The 20520-nt window shown below is 45.3% G+C and carries 22 protein-coding genes, 1 tRNA gene and 4 pseudogenes; 7 read left to right on the top strand and 20 right to left on the bottom strand.

Annotated elements, in window-relative coordinates; translation table 11 throughout:
* Positions 1-204: 204 nt before the first annotated feature.
* The 7 genes and pseudogenes from QZN42_RS07585 to QZN42_RS07615 all read right to left on the bottom strand — a co-directional run bounded on the left by QZN42_RS07585 (position 205) and on the right by QZN42_RS07615 (position 4093).
* Entirely contained in the window at positions 205-678 is a 474-nt protein-coding gene (locus tag QZN42_RS07585) for a hypothetical protein (RefSeq protein WP_296956099.1), read from the bottom strand.
* Positions 679-786: pseudogene (locus QZN42_RS07590) on the bottom strand (hypothetical protein); the annotation flags it as partial. It lies immediately after the preceding gene.
* Positions 787-977: 191 nt separating this feature from the next.
* Positions 978-1172, bottom strand: a pseudogene (locus QZN42_RS07595) (lyase family protein); the annotation flags it as partial.
* On the bottom strand, positions 1144-1347 hold the full coding sequence (locus QZN42_RS07600) for a hypothetical protein (RefSeq protein WP_296956102.1): 204 nt from the start codon (positions 1345-1347) through the stop codon (positions 1144-1146). The pseudogene QZN42_RS07595 and the gene QZN42_RS07600, both read right to left, overlap by 29 nt.
* Positions 1348-1365: 18 nt before the next feature.
* Positions 1366-2574, bottom strand: a complete 1209-nt coding sequence (locus tag QZN42_RS07605; RefSeq protein ID WP_296956105.1) for a MalY/PatB family protein — start codon at positions 2572-2574, stop codon at positions 1366-1368.
* A 41-nt stretch (positions 2575-2615) separates the two neighbouring features.
* Positions 2616-3389: a class I SAM-dependent methyltransferase gene (locus tag QZN42_RS07610; protein ID WP_296956107.1), complete on the bottom strand. Its 774-nt coding sequence runs from the start codon at positions 3387-3389 to the stop codon at positions 2616-2618.
* A 446-nt stretch (positions 3390-3835) separates the two neighbouring features.
* Entirely contained in the window at positions 3836-4093 is a 258-nt protein-coding gene (locus tag QZN42_RS07615) for a hypothetical protein (RefSeq protein ID WP_296956109.1), read from the bottom strand.
* 243 nt (positions 4094-4336) lie between these two features.
* Between QZN42_RS07615 and QZN42_RS07620 the strand changes: the two genes are divergently transcribed.
* The gene (locus tag QZN42_RS07620; protein ID WP_296956111.1) at positions 4337-4951 is read left to right on the top strand and encodes a hypothetical protein; all 615 of its coding nucleotides are present in this window, start codon (positions 4337-4339) and stop codon (positions 4949-4951) included.
* Between the two features lie 458 nt (positions 4952-5409).
* Here QZN42_RS07620 and QZN42_RS07625 read toward each other — a convergent pair whose 3' ends face one another.
* From QZN42_RS07625 to QZN42_RS07640, 4 genes are all read right to left on the bottom strand, one after another.
* The gene (locus QZN42_RS07625) at positions 5410-5826 is read right to left on the bottom strand and encodes a S24 family peptidase (RefSeq protein ID WP_296956114.1); all 417 of its coding nucleotides are present in this window, start codon (positions 5824-5826) and stop codon (positions 5410-5412) included.
* On the bottom strand, positions 5819-6640 hold the full coding sequence (locus QZN42_RS07630) for a replication initiator protein A (RefSeq protein WP_296956116.1): 822 nt from the start codon (positions 6638-6640) through the stop codon (positions 5819-5821). Before QZN42_RS07630 ends, QZN42_RS07625 begins: the two co-directional genes overlap by 8 nt.
* Positions 6641-6654: 14 nt before the next feature.
* Positions 6655-6939, bottom strand: coding sequence for a hypothetical protein (locus QZN42_RS07635; protein ID WP_296956119.1), 285 nt, complete (start codon positions 6937-6939; stop codon positions 6655-6657).
* A 66-nt stretch (positions 6940-7005) separates the two neighbouring features.
* Complete coding sequence (locus QZN42_RS07640; protein ID WP_296956121.1) at positions 7006-7224, bottom strand: helix-turn-helix transcriptional regulator; 219 nt, start codon at positions 7222-7224, stop codon at positions 7006-7008.
* Positions 7225-7421: 197 nt separating this feature from the next.
* On the opposite strand from QZN42_RS07640, the gene QZN42_RS07645 reads away from it, so the two are divergent.
* The 3 genes and pseudogenes from QZN42_RS07645 (at position 7422) to QZN42_RS07650 (ending at position 9358) form a co-directional block, all read left to right on the top strand.
* Positions 7422-8219, top strand: a complete 798-nt coding sequence (locus QZN42_RS07645) for a helix-turn-helix domain-containing protein (RefSeq protein ID WP_296956124.1) — start codon at positions 7422-7424, stop codon at positions 8217-8219.
* Between the two features lie 41 nt (positions 8220-8260).
* Positions 8261-8389, top strand: a pseudogene (locus QZN42_RS10160) (Arm DNA-binding domain-containing protein); the annotation flags it as partial.
* Between the two features lie 36 nt (positions 8390-8425).
* The gene (locus QZN42_RS07650) at positions 8426-9358 is read left to right on the top strand and encodes a site-specific integrase (protein ID WP_296956126.1); all 933 of its coding nucleotides are present in this window, start codon (positions 8426-8428) and stop codon (positions 9356-9358) included.
* 76 nt (positions 9359-9434) lie between these two features.
* Here the strand turns inward: QZN42_RS07650 and guaA are convergent, their stop codons facing one another.
* The 5 genes from guaA to QZN42_RS07675 all read right to left on the bottom strand — a co-directional run bounded on the left by guaA (position 9435) and on the right by QZN42_RS07675 (position 14765).
* Positions 9435-10973, bottom strand: a complete 1539-nt coding sequence (gene guaA / locus QZN42_RS07655) for a glutamine-hydrolyzing GMP synthase (RefSeq protein ID WP_296956127.1) — start codon at positions 10971-10973, stop codon at positions 9435-9437.
* Positions 10974-11116: 143 nt separating this feature from the next.
* A complete protein-coding gene (locus QZN42_RS07660) occupies positions 11117-11668 on the bottom strand; it encodes a phosphoribosyltransferase family protein (protein WP_296956128.1) in 552 nt (183 codons plus the stop codon).
* Between the two features lie 67 nt (positions 11669-11735).
* A complete protein-coding gene (locus QZN42_RS07665) occupies positions 11736-12770 on the bottom strand; it encodes a hypothetical protein (protein ID WP_296956130.1) in 1035 nt (344 codons plus the stop codon).
* Positions 12771-12943: 173 nt separating this feature from the next.
* Entirely contained in the window at positions 12944-13762 is an 819-nt protein-coding gene (locus tag QZN42_RS07670; RefSeq protein WP_296956133.1) for a hypothetical protein, read from the bottom strand.
* Positions 13763-13943: 181 nt separating this feature from the next.
* Complete coding sequence (locus QZN42_RS07675) at positions 13944-14765, bottom strand: hypothetical protein (protein WP_296956135.1); 822 nt, start codon at positions 14763-14765, stop codon at positions 13944-13946.
* 408 nt (positions 14766-15173) lie between these two features.
* Here QZN42_RS07675 and QZN42_RS07680 point away from each other — a divergent pair.
* Both QZN42_RS07680 and QZN42_RS07685 read left to right on the top strand, forming a co-directional pair.
* A tRNA-Ser gene (locus QZN42_RS07680) sits at positions 15174-15263 on the top strand.
* A 176-nt stretch (positions 15264-15439) separates the two neighbouring features.
* Positions 15440-16447: a uroporphyrinogen decarboxylase family protein gene (locus QZN42_RS07685; RefSeq protein WP_296956138.1), complete on the top strand. Its 1008-nt coding sequence runs from the start codon at positions 15440-15442 to the stop codon at positions 16445-16447.
* Positions 16448-16748: 301 nt separating this feature from the next.
* Here the strand turns inward: QZN42_RS07685 and QZN42_RS07690 are convergent, their stop codons facing one another.
* From QZN42_RS07690 to acpS, 4 genes are read right to left on the bottom strand one after another with little or no spacing between them, the layout of a single operon-like run.
* Positions 16749-16970, bottom strand: coding sequence for a DUF3006 family protein (locus tag QZN42_RS07690; RefSeq protein ID WP_296956140.1), 222 nt, complete (start codon positions 16968-16970; stop codon positions 16749-16751).
* Positions 16970-17890: a ComEC/Rec2 family competence protein gene (locus QZN42_RS07695; RefSeq protein ID WP_296956143.1), complete on the bottom strand. Its 921-nt coding sequence runs from the start codon at positions 17888-17890 to the stop codon at positions 16970-16972. Before QZN42_RS07695 ends, QZN42_RS07690 begins: the two co-directional genes overlap by 1 nt.
* Positions 17891-17893: 3 nt before the next feature.
* Positions 17894-19453, bottom strand: a complete 1560-nt coding sequence (locus tag QZN42_RS07700) for an NAD(P)H-hydrate dehydratase (protein ID WP_296956146.1) — start codon at positions 19451-19453, stop codon at positions 17894-17896.
* Positions 19434-19826, bottom strand: a complete 393-nt coding sequence (gene acpS, locus QZN42_RS07705) for a holo-ACP synthase (protein WP_296956148.1) — start codon at positions 19824-19826, stop codon at positions 19434-19436. The genes QZN42_RS07700 and acpS overlap by 20 nt, the downstream gene beginning before the upstream one ends.
* Positions 19827-20012: 186 nt before the next feature.
* Here acpS and rpsT point away from each other — a divergent pair.
* Positions 20013-20258, top strand: a pseudogene (gene rpsT, locus QZN42_RS07710) (30S ribosomal protein S20); the annotation flags it as partial.
* Between the last annotated feature and the right edge of the window lie 262 nt (positions 20259-20520).

A 20520-nucleotide genomic window follows, 5' to 3' on the forward strand; every position in this document is an offset into this window, starting at 1 on the left:
TCTATATCATGGGAGGTTTTTTGTTTAGTCTTTGGAAAATCACCGCTAAAGCTAATACTGAACCCCCGGACTATCCGGGGGTTTTCTTTACACAAAAAAAGGAAGCCGACTTCCATAAGGAAACGGCTTCCCACGCTCTGCCGGCTTCTATCTGCCGGTCAGGATTCATTCATCTATTTTCCTGTATTTTTCCAGCACCCTGTCTCAGAAGACCGGTGCCAGGCCCAGATAGTTGTGAGGATCCAGCATGAAATCGATTTCCTCTTCCGTAAAGGCTTCCTTTACTTCCTCTGTCCCCATGAGGACCTCTTTCAGTGGAATTTCCTTTTCATAGGCTTCCATGCAGGCACCATAGACAATGTGGTGCGCCGTAAGCCTTCCCAGTTTCTTTGCCAGGTGCATCATCACGCATTCACTCATCATGAGGCCTTTCTGGGCAGATAAATTCCGTTCCATATGTTTCGCCCTTAGATTTTCAAGAATGTATCTTGATTTCGCAAGGGCTGCCGCCATGAGGTGGCAGGCCCGGGGAATTCCTTCCCATTCAGAAAGGAAACAGCCCCAGTCCCTTTCATCCTCACAGACCATGGCTTCCACCATGGCAGGAGCAATGCTTCTCACATTCCGGAGAAGGGCCAGCACATTTTCAAGGACTGCGGGATTTCTCTTATGAGGCATGGTGGAAGACCCCACCTTCCCCATGAAGAATGGTTCTTCCAGTTCCAGAATTTCCGTATGCTGAAGGCTGAAGATTTCATGATTGATGCTGCCCAGAGTCCCCGCCAGAAGAGCGAGGGCCTGTGCAAATTCCGCCTGATTGTCACGGGAAGAGTGCCGGGCATGACGGGGACTTTCAAATCCAGAATTTCAAACATCCTTTTCTGGGTAGCAAGACCTTTTTCCGGCTGGGAGGCCAGTGTCCCCACGGCTCCTGCCATTTCGCCCATGAAAATCCTTTCTTTCATGGATTCCAGACGATTCACCTGCCGGCCCAGTTCCTCCGCCCATACGGCTGCCTTATAGCCGAAAGTGATAGAAATCGCATGGACCACATGAGTACGCCCGGCTTCCGGGGTATCCCGGTACTTTTTCACAAGTTCCAGGCACGCAGAAAGGCAGGCCTTCGTATCCCGGAGAATGACTTTAAAAGATTCCCTTTCCAGAAGGACCATCCCCGTATCCACGATATCCTGGCTGGTAGCACCCCAGTTCTCCCTGCGCCTTTGCCAGAGCCGCCTCCGTATCCAGCCATTTCTGCACCCAGTTTTTATCACTCCAGATTTCCCGCATTTCATCCGTGCTGAAAAGGAAGCCGTGAATTTCACTGTCCACCGCTGTACTTGCCATGCTTTCCCTCTGCTTTATTTAAAATACATACTTATCCAGCCGATCGAAAGCTTCTACCACCCTGGCATGAGGGAGAGCCAGATTCATCCGAATCCCGCAAGGCACGTGGTAAATGGTCCCTTCCCGCCAGAGGACACCCACTTCCACACCTGCTTCTGCCAGTTCTTCGATAGATTTCTGATGCGTTTCGCACCATTTGCTGCAGTCAAGAAGAAGGCAGTACGTCCCTTCCGGCATGGACACATGGACTCCTTCGAAATGATTTCTTATGAATTGAACAGCGTAAGAAATATTGTCCTCCAGCACTTTTCTAAGCTGGGACAGCCATTCGCGCCCCTCCGGCTGATAAGCCCCGATCAGTGCATGCATAGTCAGCACGTTCATGTCATTATAATGGGACAAAGCCTCATACCGTCGGATACGATCACGGAGGTAAGTATTATAAATAATAGAATAAGCGCCAACGAGACCTGCCAGATTGAAAGTTTTGGAAGGCGCATAGAAAGCGACGGTCCTCTCTCTTGCATCTTCTGACACCGACTGGGTGGGAATGTGCTGATGGCCGAAAAGGGTGAGGTCCGACCAAATTTCATCGGAAATGACATAGACGTCGTTTCTTCTGAATATTTCCATGGTCTTTTCCAGTTCCCACCGCTGCCACACCCGGCCCGTGGGATTATGGGGCGAGCAGAAAAGGACCGTATAGATATGATTCTCTTTGATTTTCTTCTCCATATCTTCGAAATCCATGCGCCATACGTCATTTCCATCGGGTTTGAGCGGCGAAAGGATGATATGATAACCATTTCTTTCCAGCTGGGAAGTAAATCCGTTATATGTGGGCGAATGAACAAGCACAGGATCCCCATCGCTGCACAATACCCGGAGTGCACTGGTAATACCTCCAAGGACTCCATTTTCATAACCGATGGCCTGCCAGGGAAGATTTTTCACAAGGTTCCCTTCCATCTGCCAGCGGATGATGGATTTAAAACATTCTTCGGTGGGGATAAAGTAGCCGAAAGACGGATGGGATGCCCGGCGGATGATGGCTTCCGTCACTGTGGGACAGGTGGCGAAGTTCATATCTGCAATCCACATGGGAATCCTTTCAAATCCCGCCCTTACCTTCCCTTTCGGTACATCGATAAAAGGATTGGGAAATGCATCTACTGCAATGGAATCTTTCCCGTGCCGGTCCGGCATAGTAGTAAAGTCGTAGGTCATGGTCATTCCTTTCCGGGTAAAATCTGATGAATTTCAAAATATCATTTAATTCCCATGAAGAAGAGCCAGCGCTGCGGGAAACGGATCTCCCCGTTTTCCCTGTATGGAGCAAAGCCGGTTTTCTTTCCGCCTGCCAGTTCTTCTTCCATAAGGCTGACGATTTCTTTTCTCTTTTCTTCCGGCGTATCGGTCAGATTCATCCAGGGAGTCAGTCCCACCGGGAAAAGAGTGGAGCCTCTCCTGATAATTTCCACATGATACTTTGCAAAGAGTTCCTCAAATTCCTTTTTGCTGCGGTTTCTCACGTGGGAAAAGTCACGCAGGATTTCTATGCGGTCTTCTATGTCCCGAAGTTCCTCAGAAGCAGCTTCCATATCGATGATGACCAGCTTGCCGCCTTTCTTCAGTACCCGGTACATCTCGGAGAAAGGTTTTTCCATTTCTGAAAAGTGATGGAAAGAAAGACGGGTAATGACCACATCAAACATATTGTCCGGGAAAGGCATTTTTTCGACAAAACCGGGAACAAAGGAAATATTGGTCAGCCCTTTTTCCTTTGCCGCCTTCCTGCCCACATCCATCATGGCCGGAGTCATATCCAGGCAGGTTACTTTTGCCGCATGAGGCGCAATCGTCCTTCCGCAGACGCAGGTTCCGGCCGCGGCTTCCAGTACTTCCTCCGTACCCTTCAGCTCGATAGATTTCACAATAAAGTCCAGATAGTTCTGCTTGGAAAAATACATGGTCTTCGTTTCGAAATTCCTGGCCTGCTGAGAAAAAGATTTCTGCACGTTTTCAAGTACCTTGTCGTCCATATGGGTAGTCCTCCCGTGAAAAATGAAAATTATCTCCCTGTTCTATTTTAACATCTGAAAAGGATAGCAGGAGAAAAAATCAAAAACGGTATCACAATGGTATCACTGATAAATAAAAAAATGTGAGAAATCCGGCAGTATCGGACTTCTCACATTTTTAAATCTTATTCCCATTCTATGAAAATATCGAGCTTATACTTTCTATTGTGGTTTTCATTTTTCTTCCCTTACTACCCGTTGTATAATTTTCCTCATAGTTTTGATTTTTTCAACTTGTTAGAATCAAAATAGAATCAGCACTCAACCCTTGCACATACGATAAATACTGATGATTCAGCCCTTTCAGGATAGCAAAAACAGCCCGTATTTTGATTCATAAGGGCCGTTCATTGTGTGCCCTGATAAATTATACCTTCAGCCCATTGGAAACGCTTTACGGGCCAATTTCAGCCGTTTTCATGTTCAGCATCGTGCCCGGCATATGGTGAAAAGAAAATATCTTCCACCTGTTCAGCGTTCATCCCACAGTCTTTTGCCATCAGATAAATTTCATAGGCCGTGAAATGAGTATATCCATTGATCTTATTTGAAAAGTTCCCCGTGGTAGTTCCTATGAGCTTTCCCATATAGGCATATGATTTCTTTTGTGTTTTCAGAAGGCCTTTCAATTTGTTGTTTTCTTCAGCGACTTTCTTTTTATTCATTGGTTCCCGTCCTCGCTTTCCTTAAAATAATTCAACTGGATCTACTCTATCAGTATACCGATGATGAATTGAAAAGCAAGTATCAGCATTACTTTTTTCTGTAATGTCTTTTCTTTATTCTGTAAAGCCGTTTCAATTTTCAATAATCCTATGTTCCGTGTTGTATTACATGATATAATACAAATAACGTAATACGCTATTTTTACTACATTACGAAATACATCTCATGAAAGGGCGGTTATTATGGACGAAAAAGAAACAATTGGACGGTCAACACTTCAAATCAGGTGTACGGATGAGGAAAGGGAACAGTTTAAAACCATCAGCCGGGCAATGAATAAGCCAACAGGGGCAACACTGGCAAAACTCATGGCTATTTATCAGGCAAGCAGACAGGACGGGGGCCAACTGGCATGGTTGAGTTCAGCCGGGGATGAGGAAAAAGCCATCAGTGAGGCTATTGATACTCTCACCCATTGTGCCTATAACCTTTCACGGAAAGCATCTTCCTTCAAACAGGAAACAGTCAGCACCAAAGAACAGATGAAATCTGAACTTGATGAAATGGAAAGGAAATATAAATCCTTATTGCAGAGCCGGGAAAATACGATTGATGAGCTTAAAACTGAAATAGACAGGTTGAAAGGCCTTCAGACTGTTGCCAGTAATGCACAAAAGAATTTTACATTGGTTCAGGCCATTGCATCAGAATTGAAAAAGGAAAATGAAAAGTTGAAAGATGATCAGGAAAGCATGGTTGAAAAAGTCGCCACTCTTGAAAGGCAAGTATCAGAATTAAAGGGCCGTTTATCGGTATATGAAACTTTAGAAGGCAATGGAATGTTGAAACGGAAATAAAAACAGGGCCGGGCATTGTTCCCGGTCCTTTTCCATTGCCAGTATAAATTTAAATCTTCCCTTTTTATATGTATCACTAAATTCACCTTTTTACCATGCTAAAGTAAATTGCATCCACTTTTTATAGCGTTAGGAAAGTCAGGAAACAAAGGACAATTTCTGTCATTATTTGAGGAAATAGAAGATTTAAGGGAATTATTTTTTGTTCTTTCAAAAAAAGTCAAATTTTCAACCCGTATAAAAAACAGGTCCCCGTATCGGTCTTATGAATTGCCTTCAGAAATTGAAAACCGGGGGGACTTTACAGGGGATTGCATATATCATCATGAAACCCCTATCATGGATTGCTTTATTTTGGCCTATACGGGCTTGCCAGTAGTCCCCATGATAAATTACATAGGCAAGAATAAGCAAAAAGCATGGAAACAGCAGATTTCCACGCTTTCTATATTCCTGTTTCAGGTAACATCAGTGAAAGAAACTCCCATCGGTTCCGCATCCCTGGCAATAAGAACAACCTGTCCAATGATTCTTTCCTTATCGCTTTCCCTCATTGGTTCAGGCTTGCCAGTATCAGCACCATTCTGATTTACAGGGTCAAGGAAGATTGAACCATTTATCTTATTCACTCTACGGAAAATGAAATCAACCTGTTCAGCCTTCAGGCATATGATTTTTCCATGTATCAGGTGAATAACAGGTTTTATAAAAACTTGATCCCCTTTCCTGAAACCATCTGCAGTCAGTCTGTCAGAATTGATTTCAAGAATGAATCGTACTGAATCAACCTTCCTTTCCATTTGGAAAATTTGGTTTATATTTTCATATGCATCAATAGCTTTCATCTTGATCAGCTTGAAATCCTGTTTACTCATTCATCTTTCCTTTCAATTCCTGTATTTCATAAACCATTGCAAAAGTTTTCCAATCATGGATTGGTTTCCCGTTTTCTGTTTTCCAGTCGCTTTTGGCATACTTATTGAAAAATTGTTCAGGATTAAAAGTAAAACCCTTTTCACTCACATATTTCTTTATATCGTCAAGAGAAGGCACCTCATGATTCCCGGCTCCCACTGTTTCCCCTTTTGGGGAATTACCGGGAAGAACTGGCTGAATTTCTTTCTTTTCTCTTTCTTTAGAAGAAAGTATTTCTTTATCCTGTATTTCTTTATCAGGTAGTTCTTTTTCATGTAGTTCTTTCTCTATATAAGGGGCGGACAAATCTGTCTGTTCACGGGCGGACAAATCTGTCTGTTCACGGGCGGACAAATCTGTCTGTTCATGGGCGGACAAATCTGTCTTATCCCTTAAATTTGGGGCTTTATGAACGGACAAATCTGTCTTTTCATGATTTGGAATTTCCTGTTCAACCAATCGTAATTTTGCGGTTTTACCCCTTCCACTCGGATTAACCACTAACAGGTCATAGTCTTTCAATTCTTTAAAGCATCTTTGTATACCTTTCACTGATTTTCTCCTTTTTTGGGCGAGTTCTTCTTGCTTGAAATACATGAACGGCCCGTATTCATCAGAAAATTTTTCAGGTTTTTTCAATGAAAGATTCCACCTGTTAAGCAAAACAGCATACAATACTAAAGATTCAGCGGAAATTCCATCATAAACAGGGTCATCAACCATAAAAGCTGGGAGTTGATAAAATTTCCTTTTATGTTCTGATTTATCAGCCATAGAATCACCAACTATCAGCAATACATTTTCTCTTCAAAAAATTTGCGTGGCACTTTCCCGGCAATGATATAGAAACCCCTTGCCTTCAATTCCCTGTTCATATCCCTTATGAGCTTATATGCCCGGCTTTTGGAAATTTCACAGGCTTTCATGACTTCATCAACATCCATCAGCCTGTTATAATTGGAAACAGAAGGACCACCACTTTCCGTGGTCCTCATGGCTCCCGGTTCCCGTCCGGGGGCCTTTCCGCTTTCTGAATCAACTGGATCTACTCTATCTGTCAGATATTCTTTCATCGTTTTTTCCTTTCATAAATTCCTTGCCTGTCTGATCATGACAGGCTTTTTTATTGGCATTGATATTCAGATTTCAACCTTTTCAGCAAACAGGGCACCAACTGGAACATGAAAATAATTTGCCAGTCTATCAAGGTTTTCATCACCGGGAAAGATTCTTCCTTTAGTCCATGAAATGACAGTCTGAACAGAAACCCCAACTGCATCAGCAACATCAGAATTTCTTTTGTTCTGAATATACATGAAAGCTCGCAAGTTTTTTGAAAATACTTTTTTACTGTTCATTGCTCCTACTCCTTTATGCTTGAAATTCAACACATTTATTGTCTATATGAAATTATATGCTTAAAATATATTGTTTTTCAAGTTGTAAAATAGTATATTAAAGTTATAAACATTTTAGTTGTCCTATTATTAGCATAGCCAATATGCACTAATAACCATTAATACAGGAATGAGCCAATGAAAGGAAGTGTTTTCACATGAAATTTAATGAAATTCTTAAAAAGTACAGGACGCAAAAACATTACAATGCACTGGAATTTTCAAAAATGTTAAACATCAGTTATTCCACCTATCGGAACTATGAAAGCGGTTCAGCAGAGCCAAAATATGAAATGCTATGCAAAATTGCGGATTTTCTTGATGTATCACTTGATGATTTATTAGGCCGGGAAAGTGTTCAGTTTCAGAAGGCCGGGGACCTGTTTTCAATGATTGGCGGTGAAATCGTTATTGACGGAAAAGCCATTTTCCTGAAATTCCCCTTCCATGATTCAGAACATATCAGCACATTGATTTTCTTTTCACCAGATGATTTCCTGAAGTTCGTTGATCTAGTCAGGGATAATTTGAAAAATTCATTTGTTCCGGCTATTGATAACGCTATTTGGGAAACACGAACAAAACCCTATTTGGATGAATTCTGCAATAAACAGCCACAGTCCAAAAGTATGACAGACGATGTAAACCTATTCAGCAATTTTGAAAAGCACATGAATGAAATAAACTTGCCTCATTTCAGTTTTTATGAATCATTCTTCAATCGTGCTGTTTCCTATGTCATGAGAAAGAAAGGGTTTAATCCTGTTTGGAAGGAAAAGCATCTTTCTGATGAATCAATTTATTGGTTGATCAGGGCATACATGGAAAAAAGCGGAAATTGGCTTTCATTTGTTTCTTCTACCCCTGATGAAATACAGAAGGCAACAAAGATTATTGATGAAATGAGCGATGAGGAATTGAAAGAATTTATTGATGATTGGTCAATAAAAAAATAGTCTCATTGGTTGAGACTATGCGGAAAGGAAGGCCCTTCAATATGCCAGCTTACAGGGATGAAAAAACGGGGAAATGGTATGTTCAGTTCTATTCTAAAGATTGGACAGGAAAAAGAAAAAAGGTCCTGAAACGGGGATTTATCACAAAACGTGAGGCCGTGGCCTATGAGCATGATTATTTGAGCCGGGAACAGGGACAGCCGGGCATGACTTTTCAGGCACTCTATGAAATGTATTTCAATGACTGTAAAGCCAGGTTGAGAGTAGGAACAGTATATGTAAAGAAAAACATTTTTGAAAAATGGTTGATTCCTTATTTTGGCAAGCTCCCCATTAATGAGATTCAGCCGGGCACTGTCAGGAAATGGCAAAATGAAATCATGAAATCAGGCCTGTCAGAAACCTATATCAAAACCATCAATAACCAATTAACCGCCTCATTGAATTTTGCGGTTAAATATTGCAACCTGAATAAAAACCCCGTTCATATTTCTGGGTCCATAGGGAAAAAGCATCGTGATAAAATCACCTTTTGGACTTTGGAAGAATTCAAGAAATTTATATCGGTCCTTCAGGAACATGATCCGGCAAGAATAGCGGTTGAAACTCTTTTCTATACTGGCATGAGACGGGGCGAACTACTGGCACTCACATTGAATGATATTGATAACGGGGCACTGGCAAGCATGACAGAAGATGAATTTCAGAAATATCCTCATGAAATCAACATCAATAAAACTTATCAGCTTGTTCAGGGAAAAGAATACATCGGACCACCAAAAACAGGCAAAAGTAAAAGAGTTATTGGAATTCCCCTGTTCCTTGCAAAAATCTTACGGGCCTATGTTCAATCCATGTATGGCCTTTCCAGTATGGACAGAGTTTTTCCCTATACCGTCACATGGTTACATACTGTTATTGACAGAAATGCTCCCCGTGCCGGGGTCAAGAAAATAAGAGTTCATGATTTACGGCACTCCCACGCCTCATTACTGATTGAACTGGGCTTTTCCCCTTTACTCATAAAAGAAAGGTTAGGGCATGAGAACATAGAAACAACCCTTCAGACTTATTCCCACTTGTACCCCTCAAAAGAAACAACCCTGTTAGACACTTTAGAGAACATTTCTGAAAAGTAGAATCAAAATAGAATCAATAGGCAAAAATAAAACCGTGAAAAGCTAGATTTTATCGAACTTCTCACGGTTTATTAATTTATTCCCATTCAATGGTGCTCGGCGGTTTGGAGGTAATGTCGTAGACTACCCTGTTGACGCCTGCCACTTCGTTGCAGATGCGGCGGCTCATTTCATCGAGGACTTCCCAGGGGAAGCGGAAATAGTCGGCGGTCATACCATCGGAACTGGTAACGGCACGGATGCCCACGGTATAGTCATAGGTCCTTTCATCCCCCTGCACACCAACGGAGCGGATAGCTGCGGGGAGAATGGCGAAGGACTGCCAGATATCATTGTAGAGACCATGCTGTTTAATGACATCTCTTACGATGAAATCAGCTCTTCTAAGAATATCCAGTCTTTCAGGGGTGATTTCACCGATAATGCGGATGGCCAGGCCCGGTCCCGGGAACGGCTGACGGTTGACTACTTCTTCCGGCAGGCCCAGCTGGCGGCCCAGTTCACGGACTTCATCCTTGAAAAGTTCACGGAGCGGTTCAATCAGCTTGAATTTCATATCTTTCGGAAGTCCACCTACGTTGTGATGAGATTTGATGGTGGAAGCAGTAGCGGTACCGGATTCCACAACGTCCGGATAGAGAGTGCCCTGGACGAGGAATTTCACATCTTTCAGTTTATTGGCTTCTTCCTGGAAGGTATGAATAAATTCAGCGCCAATGGTCTTTCTCTTCTTTTCCGGTTCAGTCACGCCTTTCAGGAGGGACATGAAGTGAGCGGACGCATCAATGTGGACCAGTTTCATGTTGAATTTATTGGTAAAGGTATCCACTACCTGTTCTGCTTCGCCAAGGCGCAGGAAACCATGGTCTACGAAAACGCAGGTGAGCTGGTCTCCGATGGCTTTATGGACAAGGACGGCAGCCACGGAAGAATCAACACCGCCGGATAGGGCGCAGATCACATTGTGGTCTCCTACCTGCTCGCGAATGTTTTCCACAGCAATATCGATGTAGTTGCCCATGGACCAGCCGCCTTCACATTCACAGATTTTGAAAAGGAAATTCTTCAGCATGGTCGTTCCTTCGGGAGTATGGACGACTTCCGGATGGAACTGTACGCCAAAGAAACGTCTGGCTTCATCGGCCATGGCAGCGGTTGGAGTCAGGTCTGTATGACCGGTCAGGCCAAAACCGGCAGGCATATCGGTAACTGCGTCTCCGTGACTCATCCAGACGGCGGTCTTCCGGGAAACTCCTTCAAAGAGGGCAGAGCTGCCGTTTCTGTAAAAATCAGTGTGGCCGTATTCATGTTTTTCCGGCTTGGATACTTCGCCACCCAGGTCTTTGGCCATAAGCTGCATACCGTAACAGATGCCGAGAATCGGGATACCTGCCTTGAATACGTCCTTATCTACCTGCGGCGCATTTTCAGCATTCACGCTGGAAGGGCCGCCGGAGAAGATAATGCCTTTCGGATTCTGGGCAAGGATTTCCTTTGCGGATTTGTTGTATGGCAGGATTTCGCAGTATACGCCGCATTCGCGCACGCGCCGCGCGATGAGCTGGGCATACTGGCCGCCGAAGTCAACAATCATGACGATTTCCTGATGCTTCATTGTTTCCTCCTGTAGGGAAAAAATAGGTGTATTGATTTATTATACCATAGCTTCTCTCACCGCGTTGAAGCATTCCGACAAATGAGGGAAATAGTAGTTAGTTGTTAGTGATTAGTAATTAATCATTCATCACCAGCAGAATCTTATTCCGCATCAAATAGGGGCAGCGGTTCGAGGAAAATAATATCTTTCCGTTTGGCTGCATCTCCTTCTGCCAGGATGGCTGCTTCGCCTACGACTTTGCCGCCGGCTTTGGCCACCAGCTGTTCCATGGCTTTCATGGAACCGCCGGTACTGATGACATCATCTACCAGGAGCACGTTTTTCCCTTTAACCAGGTCTATATCACTGTCGGAAAGATACAGCCGCTGTTTTCCTGCGGTGGTTATGGATTCATCTTCCACCCAGATCGGATCTTCCATGTAAGCCTTCACGGACTTACGGGCGCAGACGTAACTCTTCATGCCCAGTTCTTTGGCCAGTTCATGGGCAAGCGGAATCCCTTTTGTTTCTGCGGTGAAAATGACTTCCGTGCCTTCCGGTACTTTTTTCGCCAGTTCTTTTGCGCAGTTGACCACGATTTCCGTATCACCCAGAATGACAAAACCGGCAATAGCCATTTTTTCGGAAATATTGAGTACCGGAAGCTGTCTTGTGCAGCCTGCCACATGAAGTTCATAATATCTTTTTGCCATATCGCACCTCTTTAAAAACAGCCGACTCCCCGATTAGAATTTGGAACCGGGCAGGAGCAGCAAAAAATTATTCTATTGTTACTGTGACATCCGTCTGGGAAGGCGGTGTATTTTCCGCTTTCACCTGCGGTTCTTCTGTGACAGTGATTACGACATCAGAGGATTCTTCTGGAGGAGGATTTTCCGCGGCTGGAGATGCTTCTCCTGCCTGCGCTTCCTGAGGAGCGGAATCTTCCGTTCCATTTCCTGCCTGTTCTTCGGCAGCCGGTCCATTTCCATCGTCCCCGGCAGGCTCTTCAGGAGCAGGTTCCGTTTCCGCTGTCTGTGCCCCGTTTTCAGTTGGAATATCGCCGTTTCCTTCCACCGGTGAGGCTTCACCGGAATTTCCGGTCCGGGAAACCTGCTCCTGCGTATCAGTTTCATTGATGGAAATAATCATGATTTCCGCTTCCGGTTCTTTGGGGGCAGCCGGTGCCGACAGGTCTTTCTTCTGCCCGGAACCTTCCGTTACAGCATCTTTTGCAGAAGATTTGGATGGCTCTTCCTTCTGTACGCTGCCTTTTTTCTTAACCGCAGGAGCAGCCGGAACTTCCTCCGGTACCAGAGAAATGGCATTGACCGGTTCTACCTTCCCCAGTTTTTCCTTTTTCGCTTCCATGATTTTTACAATCTGTCCTGAAAGCGCTTCTCTTCGGGCATCGTTTCCCATTTCCTGCCGGATGAAGGAGACCGCCCGCTGGGAGGGATCATCTGCATCAGCGGGAATGCTTCGCCAGCGTTTGTCCTGTCCAAGAGCCCAGGCTTTTCCATTGACATCATACCGGAGACGAATCCAGCCTGACGAAAGAGTTTTTCCGTCTTTGACGTCCAGTACCTTTACTTTCGCCTGCAGTCCGTCTTCAAAGACATCTTCTATGACCATGGTGGAAAGATTCAGGAAAAGCCCGGTATTTCCATCATTATAAATACCACCGGTATTCCCGATCATGGGCAGATTCGTATTTCCATTGAGATAATAAGGCTCATAAGCCCCGGCTGAGGCGCCGAGGAGAATGGCCAGGGATGCTCCCAGGGCGAGCGTCCATTTATGAAATCTGTTCACCTGTATCACCCTCGCTATTCTTCAAACTACTCTTATATTTTACTATAAATAAAGGGGTTTTAGAACAGCCTCACGGAAAAAGATATCTGTACTTCTTAAAAAGAATCCTCTTATCCTGTCAAAAAAACCGGCACGGATATACCATGCCGGCCTTTCAGGTCAGATATTAAAAATCATGCTCCCAGTTCATCGAGCAGCTCTTCAGCAGCATCGACAGATTCCAGAATTTCTTCCCTGACTGTCAGATCGTCATTGAGAAAACGGATTTCAGAAAGGGAACGAATGAGATGGGCAATCTGTGATGTACGGCCGATGAGAATCTTCTGGGCCGGATCGTATTTCTTCCAGTCTGCTCCCTTCAGGGCAAGAATGTTTTTGATATCATAAATACCATCTTCAAAATAATCTCCCAGATCCATGAGGGCATCTTCACTTCTTCTGGCCTGATGACGGATTTCCTGCAGGGTGACGCACATTTTTTTCACTTCCTGCTGGAAATTCTGCAGACGCTGGCTCATTTCCTTCAGCGCTTCTGCATCTTTCTCATCATCATTAAAGCCTTCCATCCCCCGGATTTCAGGAACTACGGCATATTGATCCAGTACACCTGCTCCGAAACCAATGGCATCGATGGCCGTGGACATATTCACCAGTGTCAGGGCTTTGGCAGACATATTTTCCAGTTCCTTCCAGCTCTTTCTTTCCTTGTTGAAATGTTCAAGACCTGTCAGGTTTTCACAGTCATGAAAGTCCACATTCTTCAGCTGCGCGAAAAGAGAAGTAAACTTCTTCATATCCCCGGACATAAGGGAAATACGGACACGGTCCAGGTTCCCCAGTTCATTTTCCGCACGGGCCCTGGCACGGCTTATCCTTTTCGCTGCCCGGTGCCTGGCTCTTTCCACTTCGCTGTTAATGCTTTCCGGTTTTGTACTGCTGCCATTTCCGCCAAGAGTCCCGGAAATCATACGCAGGATAAATGCAATGGACATACTTACGCTCCCTTCATAGCGTTATAAATCATAAATAATTTTTATGTATTATACCACAATTGATAGACAGGAACTAATGAAACCCCGGATATTTCTTATTCCTGAGGAAAATTATATTCCAATGTGAAATTTTTATTATGAAAACCGTTCCATACCGACTTTCCGAATCTTCATCGCCGGTTCAGGCATCACGGAAATTCAGGGCATGTCTTGCCTTTTCAATGGCCTCTCTGCTGCTCTCACTGACTTCGCCTGTGCTGTCATCCATAAGGTGCGGGAAGAGAGACGTAATGAGCTGGGCCACCTGGATGGCACGGGCAATCTGCATCTTTTCAGACTGGGTATAGCGGTTCCAGTCTTCCCCTTTTTCATTGAGGATAGCCTTCACATCATTGATTCCGTCAACAAAGTAATCATGAAGGTCGTTGAGCGCATCGGCCTCTTCTCTAGCCTTCTGTGCGATTTCTTCCAGCTGGTCCGTCAGATTTCTGACATGAATCTGGTAATTTTTCAATTCTTCAATCAGACTGGAGATATATTCCATATCCATGGCATGAAAGCGTTTATTGTCCACTTTGACTTTTGGAAGGGAAATAACACCATCCAGGATACCAAATCCAAGCATCATGGGCGTAAAGCCCAGGGAGCTGACCGTTTCTATCTGGGCAATGGTATCTGCCTTGGCAATCATTTCATCCACCTGGAACCCTTCTTTGGTAAAGGTTTCAATACCCGGCAGCCCTTCGCAGTCTTTCAGATTGAAATTGCGGACCCGGGAGCAGTACTTGGTGAATTCTTCCATATGGCCTGAAACGGCAGATACTTTGGCCCGGTCCATTTCACCGACTTCATACTGGCCGCGGGAGCGGAGGCGGAGTACTCTTCTTCTCACCCGGCGAAATGCTTTATGCAGTTCCCATTCCAGATCTTTAATATAGCCGGGATCCTGAATTTTTCCGTCTTTCATATCCTGGAGAACCTGAAGAATATAAGAAATAGTCATATCAATTTCCTCCTTTGGACTATTGGATATCAATAGGACAGAAAAGGCAAAAACAGCGGCAAATCCGATACCTGCGCTGTTTCTGGTTCCAGCGCCGGTGCCGGAAATGATTTTCCTGATTCATATGTTTATTTAAAACCTTTTCCCACGTCTTTAATTATACACCAAATGTAAAAAAGGGATTTAATAAAAACTTATATCTATTAGAGAAAAAATCTATAGGATAGAATCGAAAAACGACAGAAGCCAGGGAAGCAGGGAAACCTTCCCATATCGGATGGGGTATATGCAGCTGTGAAACCGGTCCTGCGGGGTAGATGTCCATCTATCCCTCTTTTCCATGGCAATTCTTAAAAATTTCTTGACAAAGACTCTTCTGTTAGGTATAATTCTTTAAGTCAGCACTATGGAGCGTTACTCAAGAGGCTGAAGAGGACGGTTTGCTAAATCGTTAGACCGGTTTCCGGTGCGGGAGTTCGAATCTCCCACGCTCCGCCACAAAAACTCTGGAAGTGGTTATCCATTTCCGGAGTTTTTTTGTGTGCGAAATAATCTCCTTCTGCGTCTCTTACATATTCCAAAACAAATGAAATGCATGAATATTTCCTTGTTTTTTTATTTCCCCTCAGTTACTATAAAATCAGTTATTGTATTTCAAACACAAGGAGAAATAAATGGCACAGACAAAAAGAGAACTGGTCAAGGCAGCCCTTGACTGCCGGGAGGCAGACCGTGTACCGGTGGGATTCTGGCATCATTTCCTGGCTGATCAGAGGCATGCGGATGCTCTGGCGGATCCCTGCGCCTGGACGGATAATCTGGCTGGGCACGATCGTTTTTATCATTCCTGGCATCCGGATTTCGTAAAAATCATGACGGATGGGTTCTTCCTTTACCCTCATGAACAGCTTCACGACCTGAAATCCATCAGGGACGCGGCAGGCATCCGGCCACTGGGCCGCCATTCCGACTGGGTGCAGAAACAGGTGGAACTCTGCGGTATCCTCACGGAACGATACGGCAAAGAGGTCATGGTTTTCTACAACCTTTTCGCCCCAACCCGGTGCATTGAATTCCAGCAGACAGGAAAAGACGCAAAGACTGTGATTTGCGGATTCATGAAAGAAGACCCGGAGGCGCTGAAAGAAGTGATGGCCGTCCTTGCGGAGGATATTTCCACCCTGGCCAAAGCAGTCATTACCGACGCTCATGCCGATGGTATCTACCTTTCGGTGCAGAATATCCCTCATCCCGATATGACGGAAGAAAAATACAGAGAATTCATCACCCCTTCCGAAGTGGCTGTGCTGGAGGCGGCAAATTCCGTTTCCGATTACAACCTGCTCCATATCTGCGGTTATATGGGCTGTCACAATGACCTTACCTGGTACAAGGACTACCCGTTCAAGGCAGTCAACTGGGCCGTGGCCTTTGAAGGGGTGCCGCTGGAAAAAGGCGAGGAAATTTTCAGCCATAAATGCGTCATCGGCGGTTTTGACAACAATCCGGAAGGGGTCCTCTACTCCGGCACAAAGGAAGAAGTGGAAAAAGAAACAAATCGCCTCCTCACTGCTGCCGGCACAAAAGGCGTTATCCTGGGCGCTGACTGCACCGTACCGAAGGATATCAATCCTGAACGATTCAACTGGGTCAGGGATGCAGCTGCGAAATTCGGGAAATGATATAAGTTTTTAGTTTTTAGTGGTCAGTGGTTAGTGGTTAGCCGGCAGCTGTCAGCTCGAAGTGATCGGCAGTCTTTGAATGTATTCTGTTTTTCCAACTGAATTCAATTGAAAAGGGCATCTCTCATGAGGTGCCCTTTTTTATTCAAGCCTGTTCTTATAAAAATATAAAATGGCGCCCTCCATAATTTAAGGGCGCCACCTTCACGAATCTTGCTGATGGGATTACACAATCCCGCCGTAGTGAGGCTGACTCACGAAAACCGTAACTGACTCAGTCCATACCGGGCGATGAATGTCTCTACTCATCCCCATTCATCCTCTTGATTTCCGCCAGCAGGTCTTCTGCTTCGGAAAGAGCATCTTTCTCCCTCGATTCATTATGTTTGAAAGTGATATCGATAGCCATACCTTCGTAAATATCATCGAACCAGTCTGCCGGAAGGATGATGGTTTCCTCGTCATCTGTCACAAGGACTGCCTTGTCTTCCTCAATCCTGTCAACAATCGTTTCCTTTTTCATTATTTTCTCTCCTTCTGAATCTTGTAGCTCTTTCCGTCAGTGGTGAGAGTGACTGTACCATCCCGGTCAGTGCGGTAAATTTCAACTTTTGCTTTTTCCAGTTTCTGAAGAGTCGGTTTATGCGGATGACCATAGTCATTGCCCTGGGCGCAGGAAATAAAGGCCTGCTTCGGGGCTACTGCCTTCAGCCATTCCGGAGAGGTACTGGTACGGCTGCCATGGTGGCCGGCTTTCAGCACATCACTCTTGAAAGTACCGCCCTTCTGAAGGATGGATGCTTCTTCTTCCTTTTCCGCATCTCCGGTGAACATCATGGAGAATTTGCCATAGGTCAGGCGGCCTACGATGGAATTGTTATTGAAATCGGAATTTCCCTTCTGATCCTTGATTTTGGTAACCGGGCCAAGGACTTTGAATTTCACGCCATCGAAGAAAGTCAGTTCATCGCCGGCTTTGAGCGTCTTATAGGGAATCTTTTTCGATTTAATCATGGTGAGGTAATTCTTATAAGTTCCAGTTCCTGCCGGCATACCATCATCATAGAGCGCATCGACTTTGAAATTTTTGAAAACCGCATTCATACCGCCCAGATGGTCTGCATGAGGATGGGTAATGATGACTTTGGAAAGCTCTTTCACCTTGTATTTCCGAAGGAGCTGTGTAATCGCTTCCCGGTGCTCCACGTCTCCTGCATCGATAAGCACGAATTTTCCGTCTTTTTCCAGAAGGAAGGAATCCCCCTGGCCGATATCGAGCATGCGGATTTTCAGATTTCCCTTGCTTTCAGAAACGGTGGATTTTGCCTTGCCCGAAGAAGCTGCCCCTCCGGAAGATCCGCCGCAGCCGGCAAGAGCCAGCCCCAGGGAAATAGAAAGAATGAGTGTCATCACAAGGCGGATGACTTTTTTGATTGAGCTCATAAATTACTCCTTTCCTTCAGAAACATCTTTGCAAATCTTTTCTCTGGCCATTGGAATCATTTCTGCCAGTTCACTGGCCCGATAGCCTGCCTTTGTTTTCATCCACAGCATATCTCCTGCATAGCCATGAAGATAGACACCGGCCACAGCGGCTTCCCAGAGCTTCATTCCCTGTCCCCGGAGAGCGGCAATAATACCGGTTAATGTATCGCCCATGCCTCCGGTAGCCATGCCATTATTTCCTGTGGTATTCACGAATGCCCAGCCGTCGGGCATAGCGCTCACCGTGGGAGCCCCTTTCAATACAAGAGCCACCTGATGATCTACAGCATAACGGATGGCCTCATCAATCCGTCCGGCTTCCACAGCACCTGCCGAAAGACCGGTCAAATGAGCAAATTCTCCCACATGGGGTGTGAGGATGTAGAAGCCGGGACAATCCTTGAGTTCTATATGTCTTTCTTTCAAAGCAAAGATAGCATCTGCATCGATCACCATGGGTTTATCCCAGGATTTGACCATTTTCTCCACAAAATCCATGGTTTCCGGGGAACGGGAAAGACCTGGACCGATGGCAATGACATCATAGGCCTTTGCCTTTTCCAGCGCTTCTTCTGCATTGTCTCCGGTGAAATGGTCCTGATCCGGTGAGCCAATGGAAGAAACCATGAGCTCCGGAATTTTGCAGGCCAGTACTTTGGCCGCTTTTTCCACAGTCACCACGGCCACTTTGCCGGCTCCCGCATAAAGAGCACCCTGACCGGCCAGGAGGGCTGCCCCTTCCATGCCGGCAGAACCGGCAAAAATGCCGATGAAACCATTCGTCCCCTTATGGGCAATGGGGAGTCGATATGGAAACATACGGGCTATTTCCTTTTCTTCCACCAGATTTACAGGGAAATCTGACCTGGCGCCGTCAGGGATGCCGATGGGTGAATAAAGGACCAAACCGGTTTCATAAATTCCCGGCCAGAGCATTTCGCCCCGTTTGATGGAGCCTAATGCAATCGTATAATCCGCCCGCACACATTGACTGTCAAATGGGCACTCTCCGGTATCTGCATTCATACCGCTCGGGATATCCACGGAAATGACCGTTTTCCTTTCATCCGCATTGATCTGCCCGATGATATCTGCCTTTTCACCGGTCACCTTCCTGGTAAGTCCTGTCCCAATCAGGGCATCAATGATGATATCGGCCTTATCGATATCAAATTCCGCTTCTTTTCCTGTTTTGATATGCTTAATGTTCATCCCCATTTTTTCAATCACATGGAGATACATTTTCGAAGACTCACTCATATGGTCTTCATTTCCTATAATGAGGACCGTCACCAGAGCCCCTGCCTCATTGGCATACCGGGCAGCCACAAATCCGTCGCCTCCGTTATTTCCTGTACCGCAGACGATGGTAACCAGTTTCCCTTTCCAGCTCAATTCCTCCTTCATCAGTTCAATGACGGAGCGGCCTGCATTTTCCATGAGTACCGCCTCAGGAAGACCATACTCTTCCATGGCTTTCCTGTCCAGTTCTCTTGATTCCTCAGTCGTCGTGAGTATCAAGCGTATCGCCTCCCATCACTACCACCGCGATGGCCATATTGTCTTCGTGGGAAATAGAAATAGACATGTCTTTTATACCCAGCTCTTTCGCCCGTTTTTCAAAAGTTCCCTTAAGATGGAGCACCGGAGCGCCCCACTTCGTCCAGGTCACATAAGCATCCTGCCAGGCAGAGCCGAATATGCCGATGCCCATGGCCTTTCCCGCCGCCTCCCTGGCGCCCCAGAGAGCCGCGTAGGACTCGGCCCGCTTTTTCCCTTTCTTCTCACAGTGGGCTATTTCCTCCTCCGTAAAAATCTTTTCCACCCGGGCCGGAAATTTCTCAAGAATTCTCTCCCAACGGTCGATTTTCACCAGATCCACACCGACGTACATACGCCCCCTCCTCTCTTCTTCCCTTAATTTTACAGGAACGGGAGTTTTGGTGCAATGGGGAATAAAGTCATCTGAAAAAGTGAATTCTGTTTCTACCCCAAATTTCCTTAAAAACACTTCTTGCCATAGGCGGAGAAATATGATAGAATGGCATGGTATGAATAATGCAGACGGGAGGTGAATACATTGCCACAGATTAAAGCTAATATGAAAAGCATGAGACAGGACGCTGCTAAAAGAGCTGCCAACGCTGCTGTAAAGTCCAGAATTCATGGTGCTGTTAAAAAAGCTGTAGCTGCTGCTACCACTGAAAATAAAGACGAAGCTTTCCGCGCCGCTGTAAGCATCATCGATACTGCTGCTCAGAAGGGCGTCATTCACAAGAATGCTGCTGCTCGCAAGAAATCCCGTCTGAACGCAAACGTAAACGCTGCCATCGCTAAGGCTAAGGCTGCTGAAGCTAAGGAAAAGGCTGAAGAAGCTAAGGAAGAAGCAAAGGAAGCTTACAAGGAAAAGATGGAAGAAAAGGCTTAATCGTCCTGATAAGAACTGCCGCGATTCGTCGCTGCAGTTTTTTATTGCCTGAAACCGGTCAGCAGTTATCAGCAATATCATTAACTTAGCAGCGTATAAAATACCTCTAAATCGAAGTTCTTCTATCATATATAGGGGAAATAAGCCTTTATTCACCCTG

Source organism: uncultured Dialister sp., from assembly GCA_900314595.1.
In the GTDB taxonomy this organism is placed as follows: domain Bacteria; phylum Bacillota; class Negativicutes; order Veillonellales; family Dialisteraceae; genus Dialister.

Excerpts from the sequence above, each read along its gene's own strand:
- QZN42_RS07585 (WP_296956099.1), bottom strand. The coding sequence starts at position 678 with ATGCCTCATAAGAGAAATCCCGCAGTCCTTGAAAATGTGCTGGCCCTT.
- QZN42_RS07600 (WP_296956102.1), bottom strand. The coding sequence starts at position 1,347 with ATGGCAAGTACAGCGGTGGACAGTGAAATTCACGGCTTCCTTTTCAGC.
- QZN42_RS07605 (WP_296956105.1), bottom strand. The coding sequence starts at position 2,574 with ATGACCTACGACTTTACTACTATGCCGGACCGGCACGGGAAAGATTCC.
- QZN42_RS07610 (WP_296956107.1), bottom strand. The coding sequence starts at position 3,389 with ATGGACGACAAGGTACTTGAAAACGTGCAGAAATCTTTTTCTCAGCAG.
- QZN42_RS07615 (WP_296956109.1), bottom strand. The coding sequence starts at position 4,093 with ATGAATAAAAAGAAAGTCGCTGAAGAAAACAACAAATTGAAAGGCCTT.
- QZN42_RS07620 (WP_296956111.1), top strand. The coding sequence starts at position 4,337 with ATGGACGAAAAAGAAACAATTGGACGGTCAACACTTCAAATCAGGTGT.
- QZN42_RS07625 (WP_296956114.1), bottom strand. The coding sequence starts at position 5,826 with ATGAGTAAACAGGATTTCAAGCTGATCAAGATGAAAGCTATTGATGCA.
- QZN42_RS07630 (WP_296956116.1), bottom strand. The coding sequence starts at position 6,640 with ATGGCTGATAAATCAGAACATAAAAGGAAATTTTATCAACTCCCAGCT.
- QZN42_RS07635 (WP_296956119.1), bottom strand. The coding sequence starts at position 6,939 with ATGAAAGAATATCTGACAGATAGAGTAGATCCAGTTGATTCAGAAAGC.
- QZN42_RS07640 (WP_296956121.1), bottom strand. The coding sequence starts at position 7,224 with ATGAACAGTAAAAAAGTATTTTCAAAAAACTTGCGAGCTTTCATGTAT.
- QZN42_RS07645 (WP_296956124.1), top strand. The coding sequence starts at position 7,422 with ATGAAATTTAATGAAATTCTTAAAAAGTACAGGACGCAAAAACATTAC.
- QZN42_RS07650 (WP_296956126.1), top strand. The coding sequence starts at position 8,426 with ATGACTTTTCAGGCACTCTATGAAATGTATTTCAATGACTGTAAAGCC.
- guaA (WP_296956127.1), bottom strand. The coding sequence starts at position 10,973 with ATGAAGCATCAGGAAATCGTCATGATTGTTGACTTCGGCGGCCAGTAT.
- QZN42_RS07660 (WP_296956128.1), bottom strand. The coding sequence starts at position 11,668 with ATGGCAAAAAGATATTATGAACTTCATGTGGCAGGCTGCACAAGACAG.
- QZN42_RS07670 (WP_296956133.1), bottom strand. The coding sequence starts at position 13,762 with ATGTCCATTGCATTTATCCTGCGTATGATTTCCGGGACTCTTGGCGGA.
- QZN42_RS07675 (WP_296956135.1), bottom strand. The coding sequence starts at position 14,765 with ATGACTATTTCTTATATTCTTCAGGTTCTCCAGGATATGAAAGACGGA.
- QZN42_RS07685 (WP_296956138.1), top strand. The coding sequence starts at position 15,440 with ATGGCACAGACAAAAAGAGAACTGGTCAAGGCAGCCCTTGACTGCCGG.
- QZN42_RS07690 (WP_296956140.1), bottom strand. The coding sequence starts at position 16,970 with ATGAAAAAGGAAACGATTGTTGACAGGATTGAGGAAGACAAGGCAGTC.
- QZN42_RS07695 (WP_296956143.1), bottom strand. The coding sequence starts at position 17,890 with ATGAGCTCAATCAAAAAAGTCATCCGCCTTGTGATGACACTCATTCTT.
- acpS (WP_296956148.1), bottom strand. The coding sequence starts at position 19,826 with ATGTACGTCGGTGTGGATCTGGTGAAAATCGACCGTTGGGAGAGAATT.